The 19611-nt window shown below is 38.7% G+C and carries 13 protein-coding genes, 4 tRNA genes and 1 pseudogene; 10 read left to right on the top strand and 8 right to left on the bottom strand.

Annotation, left to right across the window (positions count from 1 at the left end; translation table 11 throughout):
* The first annotated feature begins 263 nt into the window (after positions 1 to 263).
* Positions 264 to 1397, top strand: a complete 1134-nt coding sequence (locus RB151_RS22885; RefSeq protein ID WP_081363941.1) for a hypothetical protein — start codon at positions 264 to 266, stop codon at positions 1395 to 1397.
* A gap of 46 nt (positions 1398 to 1443) precedes the next feature.
* Here the strand turns inward: RB151_RS22885 and RB151_RS24180 are convergent, their stop codons facing one another.
* Complete coding sequence (locus tag RB151_RS24180) at positions 1444 to 1578, bottom strand: hypothetical protein (protein WP_257786025.1); 135 nt, start codon at positions 1576 to 1578, stop codon at positions 1444 to 1446.
* 132 nt (positions 1579 to 1710) lie between these two features.
* Here RB151_RS24180 and RB151_RS23595 point away from each other — a divergent pair.
* A pseudogene (locus RB151_RS23595) lies at positions 1711 to 1860 on the top strand (integrase); the annotation flags it as partial.
* A gap of 14 nt (positions 1861 to 1874) precedes the next feature.
* Here the strand turns inward: RB151_RS23595 and RB151_RS07265 are convergent.
* Positions 1875 to 1950, bottom strand: a tRNA-Lys gene (locus tag RB151_RS07265).
* Between the two features lie 254 nt (positions 1951 to 2204).
* On the opposite strand from RB151_RS07265, the gene cycA reads away from it, so the two are divergent.
* Entirely contained in the window at positions 2205 to 3605 is a 1401-nt protein-coding gene (cycA, locus tag RB151_RS07260; RefSeq protein WP_042847937.1) for a D-serine/D-alanine/glycine transporter, read from the top strand.
* A gap of 94 nt (positions 3606 to 3699) precedes the next feature.
* On the opposite strand, the gene putP is transcribed toward cycA, so the two are convergent.
* On the bottom strand, positions 3700 to 5184 hold the full coding sequence (gene putP, locus RB151_RS07255; protein WP_042847939.1) for a sodium/proline symporter PutP: 1485 nt from the start codon (positions 5182 to 5184) through the stop codon (positions 3700 to 3702).
* A gap of 500 nt (positions 5185 to 5684) precedes the next feature.
* Here putP and putA point away from each other — a divergent pair, with 500 nt between their 5' ends.
* Positions 5685 to 9668 (top strand): trifunctional transcriptional regulator/proline dehydrogenase/L-glutamate gamma-semialdehyde dehydrogenase, encoded by a 3984-nt coding sequence (gene putA, locus RB151_RS07250; RefSeq protein WP_042847940.1) that lies wholly within the window; start codon positions 5685 to 5687, stop codon positions 9666 to 9668.
* A gap of 260 nt (positions 9669 to 9928) precedes the next feature.
* Here the strand turns inward: putA and fliZ are convergent, their stop codons facing one another.
* Positions 9929 to 10444 carry a flagella biosynthesis regulatory protein FliZ gene (fliZ, locus tag RB151_RS07245; protein ID WP_071547926.1) on the bottom strand — a complete coding sequence of 172 codons (516 nt, stop codon included), beginning with the start codon at positions 10442 to 10444 and terminating at the stop codon, positions 9929 to 9931.
* 1019 nt (positions 10445 to 11463) lie between these two features.
* Between fliZ and RB151_RS07240 the strand changes: the two genes are divergently transcribed.
* Entirely contained in the window at positions 11464 to 11772 is a 309-nt protein-coding gene (locus tag RB151_RS07240) for a DUF5339 domain-containing protein (RefSeq protein WP_042847942.1), read from the top strand.
* A 179-nt stretch (positions 11773 to 11951) separates the two neighbouring features.
* Positions 11952 to 12653, top strand: a complete 702-nt coding sequence (locus RB151_RS07235; RefSeq protein ID WP_071547925.1) for a hypothetical protein — start codon at positions 11952 to 11954, stop codon at positions 12651 to 12653.
* A gap of 53 nt (positions 12654 to 12706) precedes the next feature.
* Here the strand turns inward: RB151_RS07235 and mgtA are convergent, their stop codons facing one another.
* The 4 genes from mgtA to cspE form a co-directional block, all read right to left on the bottom strand.
* Positions 12707 to 15412, bottom strand: a complete 2706-nt coding sequence (gene mgtA / locus RB151_RS07230) for a magnesium-translocating P-type ATPase (protein ID WP_071547924.1) — start codon at positions 15410 to 15412, stop codon at positions 12707 to 12709.
* 149 nt (positions 15413 to 15561) lie between these two features.
* Positions 15562 to 16260: an MgtC family protein gene (locus RB151_RS07225; protein WP_042847948.1), complete on the bottom strand. Its 699-nt coding sequence runs from the start codon at positions 16258 to 16260 to the stop codon at positions 15562 to 15564.
* Positions 16261 to 16685: 425 nt separating this feature from the next.
* Positions 16686 to 16877 (bottom strand): protein DsrB, encoded by a 192-nt coding sequence (gene dsrB, locus RB151_RS07220; protein ID WP_042847951.1) that lies wholly within the window; start codon positions 16875 to 16877, stop codon positions 16686 to 16688.
* 104 nt (positions 16878 to 16981) lie between these two features.
* Positions 16982 to 17194, bottom strand: a complete 213-nt coding sequence (cspE, locus tag RB151_RS07215) for a transcription antiterminator/RNA stability regulator CspE (RefSeq protein WP_008911725.1) — start codon at positions 17192 to 17194, stop codon at positions 16982 to 16984.
* 479 nt (positions 17195 to 17673) lie between these two features.
* On the opposite strand from cspE, the gene RB151_RS07210 reads away from it, so the two are divergent.
* The 4 genes from RB151_RS07210 to RB151_RS07195 all read left to right on the top strand — a co-directional run bounded on the left by RB151_RS07210 (position 17674) and on the right by RB151_RS07195 (position 19476).
* A complete protein-coding gene (locus tag RB151_RS07210) occupies positions 17674 to 18177 on the top strand; it encodes a YlaC family protein (RefSeq protein ID WP_042847955.1) in 504 nt (167 codons plus the stop codon).
* Between the two features lie 135 nt (positions 18178 to 18312).
* Positions 18313 to 18388, top strand: a tRNA-Asn gene (locus RB151_RS07205).
* Between the two features lie 336 nt (positions 18389 to 18724).
* Positions 18725 to 18800 (top strand) — tRNA-Asn (locus tag RB151_RS07200).
* 600 nt (positions 18801 to 19400) lie between these two features.
* Positions 19401 to 19476, top strand: a tRNA-Asn gene (locus RB151_RS07195).
* The last annotated feature ends 135 nt before the right edge of the window (positions 19477 to 19611 follow it).

The raw sequence follows: 19611 nt of genomic DNA, 5'->3' as shown, positions 1-19611 counted from the left end.
CACATATTCGTGCCAGATAGTGACATTCTAGTGACACTATACTGATACGCCAGTAAATTCCACTCTCATTTTTGTGTCACAATTTAGGCACAGTCTCCTCTTCACCTGCTTTCAATATAGTTCCATTCTTACTCATTATAAATGTATCCATTACTTACAAATGCTAATACAAATTCTCTCTTAGCACTTCGTTATATGCCCTACAATACACCATTACACTTATTTTACGCTTATATTGACTTTCTACAGCAGGCATAACGAATATGAAAAAAACATTACTCTTGCTCAGCACCTTATTAACCCTATCCACACAGAGTCATGCCATTGAATTAAAAGTGCCGGTTGGTGCAACTGGATATTTAGGAGAGGTTGTTCCTCCAGTCGCGGTAGTTACATCTTATCTTCCAACAAAAACAGATCTTGAGGCTAATAGAAACCATTATGGGATAAACACTCGGGAAAGTCATACTATTCTTTCAATTGACTATTTTAACGAAATAGACGCAACTGGCATTCCCTTTATCAATATAGATGACCCTAAAGGTGCGATGATTGTACTTACTATCAATGGAGTTCTAAATGCACAATTTACCCGCTATGATGGGTCAATACAGCATGTTTCTGCAACCTACAATAGGTCAAAAGCCACCTCATTAAATGGGCTTTATATTTTCAATAATGCCTATGCAAAAGGGGATACTAACTTAGGAATAAACCCCAAAAGTGGACAAAAAAACTTTTTTAAAAAGGATAGTTCTTCTCGGGAAAACCCAGCCATATTTACTGTATCAAGTTATTCTGCTTATGCTGTTGGCGGTAAGTTAAAACCGGGAACATATAAATTACGCCCCACTATTAGCGGAGTAACTTTATGGGCCGGGTCATATAATACTTCCCACGAAGGAACGCCCAACTTATTCACTCAGGCCGATAACGTCACTATCACCGCACTCAAAGCGTGCAGAGTCACCCCTATAACACAAACTGATATTACTTTTCCAACACAATTAAGCCAGAATTTCCCGACACCGAAAAAATTAGCCAGTAACCTAGCGTCTATACAGGTAAACTGTAACGAGGCCGGAAAGGAAGGCTTTTTAACGTTATCCCCCGGGAATGCACTGGTGGAAAATAGCACCACAGGAATGGTGTTAACGAGTAGCACTGCTAATGCTGTAACAGACTTGCCTTATATCGCCACATCATTAAGCTCTCAAAGTGATACTGTTTGTAATGCTAACTCATCTGACGCAATTTCATACTTAAACAGCCACTCGTTATCAACGCTTCCTAGCCAAAACTTTATTAAGTCGTTATATTTTAATTTATGCGCTCTAGGCAATGTTAAGCCGGGCTCCTACAAAGGGCATGTGAATGTCTCTATTTTGATAGAATAAGTTGATTAAACCAATGCGCCAGCTTAAGTCGTTGGCGCATTGATTTTTATTGTTGCTCTACCTGTTCTGCCGCTTCCTTTGCTGCACGTTTAGCTTCTTCTTCCGCTAATCGCTCTGCTTCTAGCTTAGCGAGTCTCTCAGCTTCAGCTTGCTTTTGATTGTAGAGTAAGTTACTAGGCATATTTACACGCACGTCAATCCAGTGACCATTTGGAATATCGCAAGGGCCTCGCTTTCTAATTCGTCGCCGTTTTCGTTTTGGTACTCGGGATAAGTGGTGATGCAGTCAAGCACAATCTATCATGGGGATTTCGGGTGGAAAAACATTAAAATGGTTCTACGATATGCACACTTAACACCAGATCACTTAGCCAAACACGCCAAGCAAATTGATACAATATTTAATGCTCACGTCCCAAATACGTCCCAAATGGTACGCATAAGTAACGCAACCAACACCTAACTTATTGAAAAAATTGGTGGGTTGTGGGGGGCTCGAACCCCCGACCTAATGATTAAGAGTCACCTACTCTACCAACTGAGCTAACAACCCAATACGAAATATTTAACGCCCATCAATTGATACAGTCAATACTATTCTGCTATTTTTATTACCTAAGTTAAATTTTAGTTGCGAATGTTAAATTTAGGATAATTATAGTTCGAATAAACATCACTCCGGTTCCAGTAAGGTAACTTTTCCTTACTCTAATTGAGATTTATGTCACAATATTTCATGCAAACATAACCACAAAATAAAAAAAGACTGTGGCTAACAATAACAAACCACTACGGACACTTTACAGTATGGAAGAAAATCCAACATCAACACCGAAGCAGCATAATGCTGACCGTAATCAATTAAAACGTAGCCTTAGTAACCGCCATATACAACTTATTGCAATTGGCGGCGCAATTGGAACCGGCCTATTTATGGGGTCAGGTAAAACTATCTCACTTGCTGGCCCGTCAATCATATTCGTATATATGATAATTGGTTTTGTGCTGTTTTTCGTTATGCGAGCGATGGGAGAGCTGCTGCTATCCAACCTTGATTATAAATCTTTTAGTGATTTTTCAACTGACTTAATTGGCCCATGGGCTGGCTTTTTTGTAGGTTGGACCTACTGGTTCTGCTGGGTTATCACAGGAATAGCGGATATTATTGCCATAACCTCCTATGTTAGTTTTTGGGCTCCGGAATTTCCAGAATGGGTAACCTCGTTTATCTGTGTGATCAGCCTACTCACCTTAAACCTTGTTTCAGTCAGGCTATTTGGTGAATTAGAGTTTTGGTTTGCAATGATAAAAATTGTTGCCATTGTTGCCTTAATTGCCGTAGGTGGGACGTTGATCGCCATGAACTTCCAGTCACCAACTGGGCATATCGCATCCTTAAATAATATTTGGAATGATGGCGGTATGTTCCCGATGGGAATAAGCGGTTTTTTTGCTGGCTTCCAAATTGCTATTTTTGCTTTCGTTGGGATTGAATTAGTAGGAACGGCAGCAGCAGAAACTCGAGATCCCGAAAAATCATTACCAAAAGCCATTAATGCAATCCCAATCCGAATTATTGCATTTTATGTTTTGTCCTTGATTGTTATTATGGCAGTAACGCCATGGAGAACTATCTTGGCTGATAAAAGCCCATTTGTAGAAATGTTTGTCCTTATCAGCCTCCCTGCTGCTGCAAGCATTGTCAATTTTGTGGTGTTAACTTCTGCGGCTTCATCAGCCAACAGTGGTGTATTTTCTACCAGTCGAATGTTATTTGGGCTGTCTAAAGAAGGGGATGCCCCAAAACAATTCAGCCAATTATCAAAAAAAGCTGTACCTGCAACAGGCCTAATATTTACTTGCATCTGCCTGAGCTTCGGCATCATTCTGATCTACTTTATTCCTGATATCATGCATGCATTTACATTGGTTACCACTGTGTCTGCTATCCTATTTATGTTTATTTGGAGTATGATCTTATATAGCTATTTGAATTTCCGTAAGAAACGACCAGAGATGCATAAATCTTCACGTTATAAAATGCCTGCGGGTATTGTTATGTCATGGTTAAGCTTAGCCTTTTTCGCCTTTATGGTGGTGTTACTGGCATTCCAACACGATACAAGACAGGCTTTAATTGCAACACCAGTCTGGTTTATCGTTTTGGCTATTGGTTACCAAATAGCTAAACGTAGGAAAGTTAATTAACCTTTGCCCATTAATTACTAGGCTGTTGATTTGACAAACAAAAAAGCCGAGCAATTGAAATTACTCGGCTTTTTATCTTATCGGTACACCTCAATTAATGAGATTTATATTCCGCTTCCGCTTCATCAAACCGTGCTTGTGCTGCCGCACTAGGCCCTTTAGTTACCATACTGACAACAATAATTGCTATTGTTGCAAACACAAAGCCTGGGATGATTTCATATAAATCGAACCATTTATATTTCATCCAAACTAATACGGTTACAGCACCCACCAACATACCTGCCAATGCGCCTGTACGAGTCATCCGCTTCCACATCACAGAGATTAATACTACTGGCCCAAATGCTGCACCAAATCCTGCCCATGCATTACTTACTAGCGCTAAAACTTTATTATTTGGGTCACGAGCAATATAAATAGCGATGGCTGCAACAACTAACACCATACCACGCCCGACCCAAACCAACTCTTTTTGGCTCGCTTTCTTCCGGAAAAATGGTTTATATAAATCTTCCGTTAACGCACTTGCACATACTAACAATTGGCAACTTAATGTGCTCATTACTGCCGCTAATATTGCAGATAACAAGATACCCGCTATCCATGGGTTAAACAGTATTCCGGTTAACTCCATGAAAATACGTTCACTATTATTCGACACTGAACCCGCTAAGCTTGGATTGTTTTCAAAATAAGCAATACCAAAGAAACCTACTGCAATAGTTCCCACTAAACATAAAACCATCCATGTCATACTAATACGACGTGCAGAACGAATAGTGCGATGGGAATCTGCAGCCATAAAACGCGCTAAAATGTGAGGCTGGCCAAAATAGCCTAACCCCCAGCCTAATAACGATAGGATGGCAACAAAGTTCATTCCTTTAAACATATCTAGGTATTCAGGGTTTTTCGCTTTTATAACTTCAATTGAAGTATCAATTCCACCTAATGAAAGGATCACCACGATAGGCGTCAGAATCAAAGCAAAAATCATTAATGACGCTTGAACGGTATCTGTCCAACTAACCGCCAAAAAACCCCCTAAAAAGGTATAAGCGATTGTCGCTAATGCACCTAACCACATGGCTTTTTCGTAGCTCATATTGAATGTGCTCTCAAACAGTAAACCGCCAGCAACAACGCCTGATGCACAGTAGATAGTAAAGAAAACTAAAATAACCACAGCGGAGATAATACGTAAAATTTTACTATTATCCTCAAAGCGGCTAGTGAAATAATCGGGTAAAGTTAAGGCATTGTTATTCTTTTCTGTTTGTACGCGTAAACGCCCAGCAACAAATAGCCAATTAAGGTAAGCCCCTAGGCTTAAACCAATTGCTATCCAGCTTTCAGAGATACCCGCCAAGAAAATAGCACCAGGTAACCCCATCAGCAACCAACCACTCATATCGGAAGCACCTGCAGATAATGCGGTGACAACACTCCCTAAGCTTCGGCCACCAAGAATATAATCATCAAAGTTTTTGGTCGAGCGATAGGCCAAGTAGCCGATTAATAACATGCCAGTAATGTATACGATGAACATAATGATCATCGGAGTGCTTACAGTCATCCGTTTTCTCCATTGAGTATTTTTAAAAATTGTTAGTTATCTTTATATAATTGCCTTTGATAACTTGTCACTTCATGGTGTTGCACTTTATTGCACTTTTTCATTTATCTCTATGAACACCAAATAGGCTGTGATTGTTTGCGTTGCACTAATTTTAATTTCTTAGCGACTCCATCCTAGACAGACTCCTATTAAATTAACAAGAAATTAACTATTTTTTATTCCATAAATAGAATCCATATCACAAATGTTAAAATTTAAAGTCGGATTTACAAATGAATGACTAACTAATACCACAACAACCAAAAGGTTATAACTATATGAAATATATACAAAATAAATAACCATAAATTGAGCAAATAATATTCACCATATAAAAACCAGATGTGTTTCACATTTCCCTCAGAAACCACGATTAACAATGTTGCACAAAGTTGCAACATTAGGATACTCTGATGTAACTTTTCGATTTAACCGACTCGTGAACTAGAGGAATTAAGATGAGTAGCACAACAACTATGGGTGTGAGACTTGATGAAGCAACTCGTGAACGCATTAAAAATGCCGCTCAACGTCTTGACCGCACATCACATTGGCTTATCAAACAAGCTATTTATAATTACCTAGAACAATTCGATAATGGCCAATTTCTTCCTGAGCTATCAGCCGATGTCGACGCAAAAGAAAACCAATCAACAGATGAAGACACAACGGTTGACTCTAGCTATCAGCCATTCTTAGATTTTGCAGAGCACATTTTACCACAATCTGTAAAACGCTCCGCAATTACTTCTGCCTATCGGGTTCCTGAAACACAAGCAGTACCGATGTTATTACAGCAAGCACAACTGCCCGTAGAACAAGCCGAAGCTGCTCATAAATTAGCCTATTCGATTGCCGAAAAATTACGTAACCAAAAAAATGGTGTCGGTCGTTCTGGCTTAGTTCAAGGTTTGCTACAGGAATTTTCCCTGTCCTCTCAAGAAGGTGTGGCATTAATGTGCCTAGCAGAAGCCCTACTTCGTATTCCAGATAAAGCAACCCGTGACGCCCTGATCCGCGATAAAATTAGTAATGGTAACTGGCAATCACACCTAGGCCAAAGTAGTTCAATGTTCGTTAATGCAGCAACATGGGGCCTTTTATTTACAGGTAAGTTGGTTTCTACCCACAACGAAGCAAAACTATCGACCTCTTTGAATCGGATCATTAGTAAAAGTGGTGAGCCTTTAGTCCGCAAAGGTGTTGATATGGCAATGCGCCTAATGGGGGAGCAATTCGTAACAGGAGAAACAATATCTCAAGCGCTAGCGAATGCACGCAAGCTTGAAGATAAAGGCTTCCGTTACTCTTACGATATGCTCGGAGAAGCTGCGTTAACAGAAAAAGATGCCCAAGATTATATGGTATCTTACCAGCAAGCGATCCACGCGATTGGTAAAGCATCAAATGGACGCGGTATCTATGAAGGTCCGGGTATTTCGATTAAATTATCGGCGCTACACCCGCGTTATAGCCGTGCCCAATACTCACGCGTCATAGATGAATTATACCCACGTCTCTTGTCTTTAGTATTACAAGCACACCAATATGATATTGGTATTAATATTGATGCAGAAGAAGCTGACCGTTTAGAAATTTCTTTAGATTTATTAGAAAAACTCTGTTTTGAACCACAATTGGCGGGCTGGAATGGTATCGGCTTTGTTATTCAGGCCTACCAAAAGCGTTGCCCTTTTGTCATTGACTCTATTATCAATTTAGCTGAGCGTAGCCAACGCCGTTTGATGATCCGTCTGGTTAAAGGGGCTTATTGGGATAGTGAAATTAAACGTGCTCAAATTGACGGTTTAGAGGGTTACCCTGTTTATACTCGTAAAGTATATACTGACGTCTCTTATCTGGCTTGCGCTCGTAAATTATTGTCTGTACCAAATTTAATTTACCCTCAATTTGCGACACACAATGCACATACTCTTGCGGCTATCTACCAAATTGCAGGTAAAAACTATTACCCAGGGCAATATGAATTCCAATGCCTCCACGGTATGGGTGAACCTTTATATGAACAAGTCGTAGGCAAAGTTGCTGATGGTAAACTTAATCGCCCTTGCCGAATTTATGCGCCTGTTGGCACCCATGAAACCTTACTTGCCTATTTAGTTCGCCGATTACTGGAAAATGGCGCGAACACTTCATTTGTCAACCGTATTGCTGACGCAACTATTCCACTGGATGAGCTAGTCGCAGACCCAGTAAAAGACATCCTTGAATTATCAAAAACAGAAGGCCAAATTGGGCTACCGCACCCCAAAATCCCATTACCTCGCGATTTATATGGTCAAGATCGTGTAAATTCTATGGGCCTTGACCTTTCTAATGAACATCGCTTGGCGTCTTTATCTAGCGCTCTACTCAGTGCAGCAATGCAGCAAAAAATTGCCCAGCCGCTACTCGGTGGGGATTTCCAACCATCCCAAGCAATACCTGAATCGACACCAATCATTAACCCTGCATGTAATAAAGATATTGTCGGGCAAGTTCGTGAAACTACTGAGCAAGAGGCGGAACATGCCTTAAATATTGCCGATGAAGCAGGAACCATTTGGTTCGCAACGCCCCCTTCTGAACGTGCAGCTATCTTATTACGCGCAGCCGATCTGATGGAACAGCAATTGCAACCATTATTGGATGTCTTAGTACGTGAAGCGGGTAAAACCTACAATAATGCAATCGCTGAAGTCAGAGAGGCGGTAGATTTCCTCAATTATTATGCGACCCAAGTCAAAAATGACTTTGATAATAATACCCATCGACCGTTAGGTCCGATTGTCTGTATCAGTCCTTGGAACTTCCCATTGGCGATATTTTCAGGGCAAATTGCGGCAGCCCTTGCTGCAGGTAATACTGTCCTCGCCAAACCTGCTGAACAAACTCCGCTAATTGGTGCCATTGCTGTATCAATACTTCATCAAGCGGGAATACCGAGAGATGTATTACAGTTTTTACCCGGTAAAGGGGAAACTATCGGTGCACAGTTGGTTGGTGATAAGCGTGTTCGTGGTGTCATGTTTACAGGTTCAACTGAGGTTGCAGGGCTACTACAACGTAATATTGCTGGGCGTTTAGATGCACAAGGTCGCCCTACTCCGCTCATTGCAGAGACCGGGGGCTTGAATGCTATGATTGTCGATTCTTCTGCGCTAACAGAGCAAGTTATTGCTGATGTAGTTGCTTCTGCATTTGATAGTGCGGGTCAACGCTGCTCCGCGTTACGCATTTTATGCGTACAAGAAGATGTTGCCGATAGAACAATCCGCATGTTAAAAGGCGCAATGGAAGAATGCCGGATGGCTAACCCTGAGCACCTTTCTACTGATATTGGCCCAGTTATCGACCGCGAAGCAAAAGAAAATATTGAACAACATATTCAGCAAATGCGCAGTAAAGGGAAAGCCGTATTCCAAGCCGCTTTCGAAAACCCTGACGATCAACAAGAACAAACAGAAGGAACTTATGTTAAACCGACATTAATTGAACTAGATAATGTCAACGAGCTGAAAAAAGAAATTTTTGGCCCTGTTCTGCATGTTGTTCGCTTTAACCGTAATGAATTAGATGCCTTAGTAGACCAAATTAATGCAGCCGGTTATGGGTTAACTCTAGGTGTACACACTCGCATTGACGAAACAATTAACCAAGTTGTCTCTAAGGCTAAAGTCGGAAATTTATATGTTAACCGCAATATGGTCGGAGCGGTTGTTGGCGTTCAACCGTTTGGTGGAGAAGGCTTATCAGGCACAGGGCCTAAAGCTGGCGGTCCATTATACCTTTATCGTTTATTAAGTGAACGACCGGATAACGCAGTTTCAAATACATTAGAAAGACAAGATAATCATTTACCTATGGATGCAAGTGCTCGAGCAGATTTACTGTCATCTTTTGAGTCCTTTGCCCAATGGGTAGAAAAACAAAATAATATTATTGAACCTTCGGTAATTGAATTATTTACTCGCTATACACAAGCTGGAACCACCAGAGTGTTGCCAGGCCCAACAGGCGAAAGAAATACATATACCTTACGCCCACGTGGTTTAATTCTGTGTATTAGTGACAACGAAAAAGATTGTTTGATTCAGTTAGCCGCGGTTCTTTCCTCCGGTTGTCAGTCCTTATGGCCACAAAGCGAACTCCATCAAAAACTGTTTAAATCACTTCCTGAAAAAGTGAGAAAATCAATCTCATTGACTAAAAACTGGCAAGAAACGAAGGAGCCAATTGAAGGGGTGATTTATCACGGCGATAGTGATCAGTTAAAAGACGTTTGCGCAGCTATTGCACAACGTAAAGGGCCAATTATTTCAGTACAAGGATTTGAACGAGGTGAAACAAATTTGCTTATCGAACGCCTTGTTCATGAACGCTCCTTAAGTGTCAATACCGCAGCCGCGGGCGGTAACGCAAGCTTAATGACCATCGGCTAAAAAACAAAAGACCTAGTTTCACCGTACATGAGACTAGGTCTTTACTTTATAGTGCTATTCATTATTTACTTATCCCTTGAATATTCAACCTTCCATATTTTTTATCAAATGAGAATAATGAATTTTGGGGCATTATTTCGAATAATAATTCATTTTATAACAATAGGTTAATACTATAAAAACGCAAAAGGTGCCCTACGGACACCAATTCATTAAATTATAACAATGAAAATAGCTATTATTTATGTATTTTCAATATGTTATTGAGTTTTTTCTGATTCCCAGAATAAATACTGCTCATACTTGCGCAAGGCAATATTATAGTTACTAAATGCAGAGTCTGTCATTTTTTCACTTAACTGTTCTTGAACCTTACTTGCAGTAAATTCTTTCATAGAAAAGTTAGATGAAGATAACAACTCATCTAAGCGGCGTAAGCGAACAACATATTCGCGAACAGTACTATGGCTCATCTCAGTCTGTAAGAATAAATACTGTTTAAATGACATGATATCAAAATAATCAATATTACTATTGCAATAAATCTCACTACAAAAGCGGCAAAGTGCAGTAAATTTACCTTGTAGTTCCCCCCAAGTACTTTCATCGACCAATTCAGTCATATCAGCGATAGCTTCTTTATTTAAGATGTCATCGTTGAAAACCAAAGAGATACGATCCAAAGTTTTGTGACAATGTGCACAATGAGTTTGACTATGTTTAAAATCTTTAATGTAACGACTCAGAGGCCGTTTCTTTACAATAGAAGCAGACATAATGGTAAAGCCCTGTGTGTAAGTCTAAATATAAAATTGTAACTAGATAAATCAAGCTACATACATTACATGCCCATAGCATTAATAGAATATCTGCTATGTTGCATAGTGATACGAGTAACCCCGCATCTCGCCCTCTTACTTTCTCTTTAGGAGAATGATCCTCCTGAGAATGTAGTGTAAGAAAATTTAATACCCTTTATTTGAAGCATTCTAACTTGTATTTCGCTCTTTGGCGAATTTCAACAGTGAGTCAATTTTGGTATGAATTTGATTTAGCGTCAACCTAATTAACCTAAATACCGTTAACTCTGTACACTTATTGTTAACCTACCAAATAGCGACATGAGCTGTTCAGACTGCCTAAAGGCAAAGACTTTACCTTATAATTTCATCTTCGTACAAAGAAAATTTGATTTAAAAATCAAACTTATACATATACAAAGGTTTTATTCGTAAATTTGTGAAGCAGCTCACTTTTCGTATCTATAGTTGCATCTTAAATGTACAGATATTAATTCTAAAAATATTTAATAAAGCCAATTCATCACTCACATGTAAACATTTAGTTACAATTGACCCTTGTTTTAATCAATAGATACCGCATATAACAAAGTATTATAATAAATATAAAAATGTTATATGACCCCATAAAGTTAAGTAAATATGCGTAACATTAGGGTAAGCATATTTTTCAATTCAAAATATGTTTACCCCAATAATATGTAAGCAACGTCATTTTCTTCGCTAAATTTTGAAATGTTTTATCTTAGTACCCAGTACTTACTTCGAATGCATGTCTCATGACAACAACTCAATACACTGATAAACAATGATTTTATCGCTATAAGAATAATAGCAATCTAAAATAAAAAATATCCCGATATTATTATCCAACCTTTCGCATATACCACTATATTATTGAAGTATTATTTTAGGATTTGTTACGTTTGATATTAAAAACATCTCTTATATACTTCGTTTTGCTATATAAATAAATAAATTTAATAAGGTTGATTATGAAAAAGTTAATTTTAGCTTGTGGTATGGGTTTATTGGCACTGACGATCACTGCTTGTTCAGAGGAAGAGAAAAAAGGTGAAGTTGCTGGTGCAACTGAAACTTGTAATACTTACTTCGCTGAAGTTGATAGCTTAATTGCTAAAGCTTCAGAAAACCCTCAAGCAAAAGCACAGTTGGATGCAATGAAAGGTCAACTGGAAGAAGGTAAAAAGCAAGTTGCAGCACTACCTAAAGACCAGCAAGACAAAGCTTGCCAACAAGGTATTGATGCGATGAAACAAATGAAAACGGCTTTAGGTCTATAATAAAGAATTATTTAGATTAGTCAGTTTTCCAAAAAGAGCCCTATTGCGGCTCTTTTTATTCTCTTAATTACCTAGGAAATCATCCCTTCCTATACATTCACTTTTCCCATAGTTTTTTGCAAGCTTATCCCCCCTTAACTTAATAGAATTAAAATGATTTAATACATTAAGGAAAAATAATGAGCATGCATTTAAACCAAGTTGTCAAGTCACCCAAGCCATTTATTACCATAACAAAGGGTTGTAGTAAATTTAGCCATAAGATCAAAGAAGCTTTAAATATTAATAGTAAAAAAATAGAACTTAAATTTGAGAATAATACGATTACGTTAAATGAACACAAAATTGTGAGCAAACTGAAATCTCAAATCGAAAAGGTTACCCTATTAAAAGAATTTAAAAAAGGCGAAAAAAAAATTCAAATCAATAGCACTATTAACAGAGCTATTGATGAAACAAGGGCAAAATTATCGGATAAACTAGATAAAACAAAAGTCTCTCTTACCTCTAATGATAAAAAAGAAATTTTTCATCGTGTTGCGAGAAAATGTGGCATTCCTGAGTCTGATATTGATACAAATGCATCGCAACTATTTATTAAACAGCTTCTTCCTCAGCATACTCAGATAAAACAAGCAATTACACATTATCTATCCCTTAAAAAAGAACAGTCGAATGAAAATAACGCAGCAGTAACCAAATATGTAATTGATACAGTCAATGCCAGAATTCAGGAAATTTTTTTCCCGGATGTTAATTTTAAGAAAGTCAAAGATTGCGCAAATTCTGAAGCTATGGCATTGCTGGAAAATAAACTCAACCAAGCAAATGATGAGATTGTTACTTTATACTTTTCAATCGGAAAAAAAACGGCGGTTTAGTTGAAGATAGGGAGAGCAGTCCTTGCCCTCCCGTTTTCTTATTTAACGATCTATTATAGCCAAGTCCCAAAGCGTTTAATATAAAACTGCTTCATCAATTGAGCAACAACACAATAGCTCACCAATGTTAATACTAACCATGGGAAATACTCTATTGGTAATGGCTGTAACCCAATCATTTCACCAAATGAAGAGAATGGAATATATAAACCTAATGCCATAATTAGCCCTGTTGTTAATAATACAGGTAATGCCGCTGTACTTTGAATAAACGGAATTTTTTGTGTTCTTAACATATGGACAACTAATGTTTGCGAGAGCAAACCCTCAACAAACCAACCTGACTGGAAAAGCGCTTCATGGGCAACACTATTTGCTTGGAACACATACCACATCAAGGCGAAAGTTGTGATATCAAAAATTGAAGAGGTTGGCCCAATCCAAATCATAAAACGCCCAATATTTTTTGCATCCCATTTACGAGGTCGTTTTAAAAACTCTTTATCCATTTTATCCCAAGGTAATGCTAGTTGGGAAATATCGTACAGTAAATTTTGAACGAGCAAGTGAATGGCTAGCATAGGAAGGAATGGAATAAATGCACTGGCAATTAATACCGAAAATACATTACCAAAGTTTGAACTTGCAGTCATATTTAAATATTTAATAATATTACCAAAAGTCTCTCTTCCTTTAATAACCCCCTGCTCTAACACCATTAAATCTTTTTCTAGCAAAATAATATCTGCTGATTCCTTGGCGATATCTGTTCCAGTATCAACAGAAATCCCCACATCGGCATCTCGTAAAGCAGGAGCGTCATTGATCCCATCACCCAAGAAACCGACAGTATGACCGTTCGCTTGTAACCTTTTTAAAATACGCGATTTTTGTAATGGCGTTAATTTACAAAAAACAGAAACTTGCTCTACTTTTTGACTTAATTCTTCATCAGATAATGCTTCAACTTCTAAACCTGACATGATTTCACTAATATTTAGCCCTACATCATGACAAATTTTTTCGGTAATAATGGCATTATCACCCGTCAGAACTTTAACAGTAACCCCATTTTCACGCAGTGCAGCAATTGCAGAAATAGCGCTTTCCTTTGCTGGGTCAAGGAATGTTAAAATACCTTGTAACTCCAACTGTTGCTCCGCTTGTGCAGATAAGGGCAAACTAGCTTCCGCATCATTTAACTGACGAGTCGCAAGTAACAACACACGAAAACCTTGCCTGTTATAGTCACTTACTAGCTCAGTTATTTTCGCCCTCGCCTGCTCATCAAGTAAATAAGACTGTCCATCCTGCTGATAATGTTGACATACTGCCAGCATTTCTTCGGCTGCCCCCTTGCATATTAACAAGGCCTCTCCTGAAGGGGTTCTAACCGTCACTGATAATTTACGTCTGATAAAATCAAACGGTAATTCATCAATTTTCTGAAATGCTTTTAGTTTTTCAACTTCACTATTCCCTCTTCCTCGGCGAATTATCGCCTGATCCATCATGTTTTTAGTGCCGCTTTGATGGAAACTATTGAGCCACCCCAATTGCAAAATTTGACTATTTTTCTGCCCATTATTGTCTAAATAGTGTTCTAAAATAATTTTATCTTGCGTTAACGTCCCTGTTTTATCAGTACAAAGTACGTCCATGGCACCAAAGTTTTGAATAGCATTTAACCTTTTGACAATAACTTTGTGCTTTGACATTGCTATTGCGCCTTTAGCTAGATTCGAGCTAACGATCATCGGTAACATTTCTGGCGTTAACCCAACAGCAACTGCTAGTGAAAATAGCGTAGCTTCAAACCAATCTCCTTTTGTGAAGCCATTAATCAGTAGCACGATAGGTACCATGACTAACATAAAACGGATCAGTAACCAACTTACACTATTAACACCACGGTCGAATGACGTTTGCGCCCGACTACCAACAATGGATTTAGCTAATGACCCCAAATATGTGTTTGACCCTGTGGCAACAACAATTCCACGCGCTGTTCCACTGGTTACATTGGTCCCCATCAAACAAATATTGGATATTTCTAATAACTCGTTTTCTGTTGGTGAAACAGGTTCTAAACTTTTAGCAGAAATATCACCTAGAGTGTCATATTTTTCTACCGGTATAGATTCTCCGGTTAAGATAGCTTGGCTTATAAATAAGTCTCTCGATTCAACCAATTTTAAATCTGCAGGAACCATGTCACCGGCAGATAATAAAACAATATCACCGGGTACTAAGCATTTGATCGGCACTTCTTTTCGAGTAGAACGACCTGTTTTATTATCACGTCGAAATACGGTAGCAGTGGTACGTACTAATGATTTCAAGGCTTCAGCAGCTTTATTAGTTCGATACTCCTGCCAAAAACGAAGTAACCCACTCAGCAAAACCATTGTAATAATGATTATTACACCAGTTAAATCAGTCTCATCACCTTGTCGCTCAGGTATAAGATAGTCAGTAAAAAAACTCACTATTGCCAATATAATGAGTACGAATATGAATGGATTTTTAAAAGAAATGAGTAATTGCTTCCAAGCAGGAGGCGCTTTTTCATGAGCAACTTCATTTTCCCCTTCAGTAACAAGGCGATCCATCGCCTCATTTTCTGTCAGACCTAATAAATTCGTTTGATATTCATTAAGTACTTGCTCAATATTTTTACTGGCCTGTTCGCCAACAATAAATTTTTGGCGAACAGGAGCAGCTTTAACGCTTTTGCGTTGATGTCTTATTTCAGTCATAGCGTTGTCTCTAATACAACAATTGCCTATTTTTACGCTACCTAACCAAAATAAAAACCTTTTAATTATCCGTTAGATAGCTCCATTTTCTACTCCATGACGGAGGGTGATCGTCCATTTCGGCTCCTATAGTGAGTTAATTTCTAACATCAGGCGGGTAGCTCTGATGCCACTTTCCAATTGATAGCACTGACACTTTGCTCAAGGCTTATTCGGCATACCAATGCTTCGATTTCTTTCTGCTCGGCAGGTGTTGCTAAAAATTCAGCACACACTTCCAGTTGTTCAGGCTTTAAAGTGTCCGCGCTACTCAAAGACCGTAAACGAATATGTAAGCCATTAATGGCTTGCAAGATAAGTGTTCTTACTAGGATTTCATCGGTTTGATGACACATAACGCGAATTTTATAGCGCTGCTCTACATCAAGAGCTTGCTGCTGTGGTTGCTTATTGATCCGCGAAGCCGCTTCCCTTAGTAAAATATTGGCACATAAAATTAACAGTGTGGCCATCAAGGCCAGTGAGTACTGGCCTAATCCACACAACACGCCGATCCCTGCTGAGCACCAAAGAGTTGCCGCGGTATTTAAGCCACGAATATTCATACCTTCACGCATAATGACGCCTGCGCCCAGAAAACCAATTCCTGAGACAACTTGCGCCGCGATACGGCCCGGGCTATCTGGTGATGTTGTCACCGAACTTAAAATAAATACCGCAGCACCTGTAGCCACTAAAGCATTGGTTCTAAGGCCAGCCATTCGTTGACGCCATTGGCGTTCAGCACCGATTAATGCGCCAAAGCACATTGCAGAAAGCAGATTTAAAATATCAGGAGAAAAAAGCATAGTAGCTCCTCCAAAAACAGCTTGGATAATGAGACTTACATGCTTAATAAAAAGCACATAGCCATATTTTGAGTAAATAAATTACCCTAAAAATTATTGGCTATTGCCTGGAGGGAATAGAGAGTAAATATATACCAACATGATACACACTCAACATAGCAGTAATACACTGACTAAACTAAATAGCAGAGAGTACTTTGTTTATAATATAAGGGTGTGTGTGATGAAAAATATCAGACACCGCCCGCCCTAGTGGCAAGCAGCGAAAAGAAAAGACGATTACTGGCTTGCCGTTAAATTAAGTTTTTATTCCAACTCTGACTGTCCAAGTAATAATCTCCTAAGTAAAAGATGGGTGGAGTATAGGTGGGGAAATTTATGATGTAAAGAACAAAGTGTTAATTTATTTTAAATAAAGTAAAACTCTACCCTTCAATTGGGACAACAAAAGTCCCTTCATCACCATCTTTTTCATTAAAAAACCAAATACCTTCTGGGTAATCCGGCAATGAAATTAAATACATGACGCCTTCATTGAAAGGTTCAATGAGTAAAATTTTACCTTCTCGGCGCTCTTGCCCATCGGTTTTTACATAAACACGGTCATTAATATTCATAACACTTAGTTTCCAATGAAATGATGTTAATCATAAATGTAATAAAAACGAAAAAGCCCGTCATTAGAAATGACGGGCTTTAGAAAATCAGTTAAGCAATAAGCTTAGATTGCAGTTACGTTAGCAGCTGCTGGGCCTTTTGCACCGTTTTCAATGGTGAATTCAACTTGCTGGCCTTCAGCCAGAGTTTTGAAACCAGCGCCCTGAATGGCAGAGAAGTGGACGAAAACGTCTTTGCTACCATCAGCAGGAGTGATGAAACCGAAGCCTTTAGACTCGTTGAACCACTTAACTTGACCTTTCATTTTGTCGGACATTTGACTTTTCCTATATAACATCAAAAAAACTTGCCTTTTTGGCATATACGGGCCAGAGTCAACTATTTAATCAGGAAAACACCAAGATGAAGCGTCACGGTCAAAGGCTATCTGTGATAACTTTCTTCTTTAGAACACACTAACTTAGTAATCATACATCAAATAGGACTGCTAAACAGGCCGATACTCATTAACTCATGACTTAAAGATAATAGCAACTATTTTATATGTTCAAACGCTAAAATTGTGCAATTTTTTCGAGTTCGTCACTTTTACAGGCTATAATGTTAATAAAAACACAGCATTTGGTTGATAGTTTACAAAAAAATTTAATAAAAAGAGCCCCGTTTTATAAAAAGACAATCAAGAAATGCCCACCACAATGACAATCCCAGTAAATATTTTTCTTAACTGATATATAACAATCGAATCTGCTCGTGATACTCTCCTAGTATAGATATCTGACAGAGAGTTATCACATGGATATTATCAAACAAATACTCATTGAAGATTTAGATGCCATCAATAAACGCGAAAAACGTGATGGTAAGCCTTACTTTAATAGCCAGTTCCTTGGTAATCACCCTTACTTATGTATCGGTATGGTCGCCGCTTATATCCCTCTTGCTATTATTCTTTGGTACGCGCCATATTTTGGCCCTTATTGGACACTCGGTATTACTGTCTTATTTTTAGTTTTAGCCAGTGTTTTACTTTTTGATATTAAACCCGTTTATCACTTTGAAGATATCGGCGTATTAGATTTACGTGTTTGCTATAACGGTGAGTGGTTTGTCACTGAGCCAGTTTCAGATAACGCAGTGCGTAAAATACTTGATTCGAAAGAGGTTAGCCAAGCCATTAAGCAAGAAATATCACGTTTAATTGCCTTGAAAGGGGAAATTTCATTTTATGATATTTATCATGTCGTTTTCCCTGAAGTTTCTACGCCATTACAAGGTAAATTAGCAACACAAAATTAATGCATTATCAATTATCTAGCGTAAAAGTTAGCCATAATGAACAGTGAGTGAGCAATTAGATTTTTTTTGTGTTTTTACCGTTGACAGCCTGAGTCGATCTCGTTAATATTCGCCTCGTTCTCAGGAACAAGCAATTCCTCCATAGTTCAGTCGGTAGAACGGCGGACTGTTAATCCGTATGTCGCTGGTTCAAGTCCAGCTGGAGGAGCCAAATTTAAGAAGCCCGCCTAGTGCGGGCTTTTTGTTATCCATGCCTATCCTCTCTTTTTTATTTCATATCATTGTTGATGCAAATTATTGGTTCAACGAATAACTTCACTTTCGTTGTACTTATAGCTTATCAGTACTATCGGCAAAAAAATGGTTCGCCCTTTTATTCCTTTCTGTTATCTATGACTATCTAAACTTCCTGAATTTTGATGCATATTGGGGTAGATAACCATCAAGTTGCTTACTTAACACGCAGTTAATCATTTTTTTTATTTTTATGCTTTACAACTGAGTATAGGATGGGTAATATGCGCCTCGTTCTCAGGAACAAAGCAATTCCTCCATAGTTCAGTCGGTAGAACGGCGGACTGTTAATCCGTATGTCGCTGGTTCAAGTCCAGCTGGAGGAGCCAAATTTAAGAAGCCCGCCTAGTGCGGGCTTTTTGCTATCTATTTCTACTGAGTACCCACCACACACAAACTGGTTATATACCGTAAAGCCCCCATTATAAATTCCCCCGTATATTTTCACTCACTCTTTTTCAAGGAAAATTTGTTTTATCGCTTGTCGTAACCATTGATGTGCAGGGTCTCTATCTAAACGCAGATGCCAAGCTTGGACAATAAATAGCGCTCTCAAAGCAAAAAGCGTATTAGCTGGCTTAATACTTCTGTTACCCGCGGTTTGCTAAATGGCGTTCGACAACCCGTGTTAGTTATCCCTCTTTAACGCTTCTAGGTCTCTTGACGACCAAATCGTGTTTACAAACTCAGTGATTAGCCACAAGTTAGTCACTGAAATAACAACCTAAAATTTAGCCACGAACAGATGATAGAGGTTTACCTTTTAACTCATTTACCTATCAGCATGAACCTCAATTCACTGTCACCAAATCATTTTCGATCAAACTTCCCCCAGTTCGCACAGATAACAGCCAAACGAACTTTTTTTTCGATATTCTCCTTTGACAATCCAGTAAGAGAAAGCTAATATCCTCTGCGTACCAAGGAGTTCCTCCATAGTTCAGTCGGTAGAACGGCGGACTGTTAATCCGTATGTCGCTGGTTCAAGTCCAGCTGGAGGAGCCAATCATTTAGAAAAGCCTGCTTAATCATTAAGCAGGCTTTTTGCTTTTGGTACATTAATCTCCCCCTCATCTATCTATGACATTAACCTTAATTGTGATTTCTCATAGCTATTTTTTGACTTTCCCTTTATCATTC

The sequence above is a fragment of the Providencia rettgeri genome, from assembly GCF_001874625.1.
Classification (GTDB): domain Bacteria; phylum Pseudomonadota; class Gammaproteobacteria; order Enterobacterales; family Enterobacteriaceae; genus Providencia; species Providencia huashanensis.
Note: the sequence above shows the minus strand (reverse complement) of the source record. Positions and strands in the feature narration are given on the sequence as shown.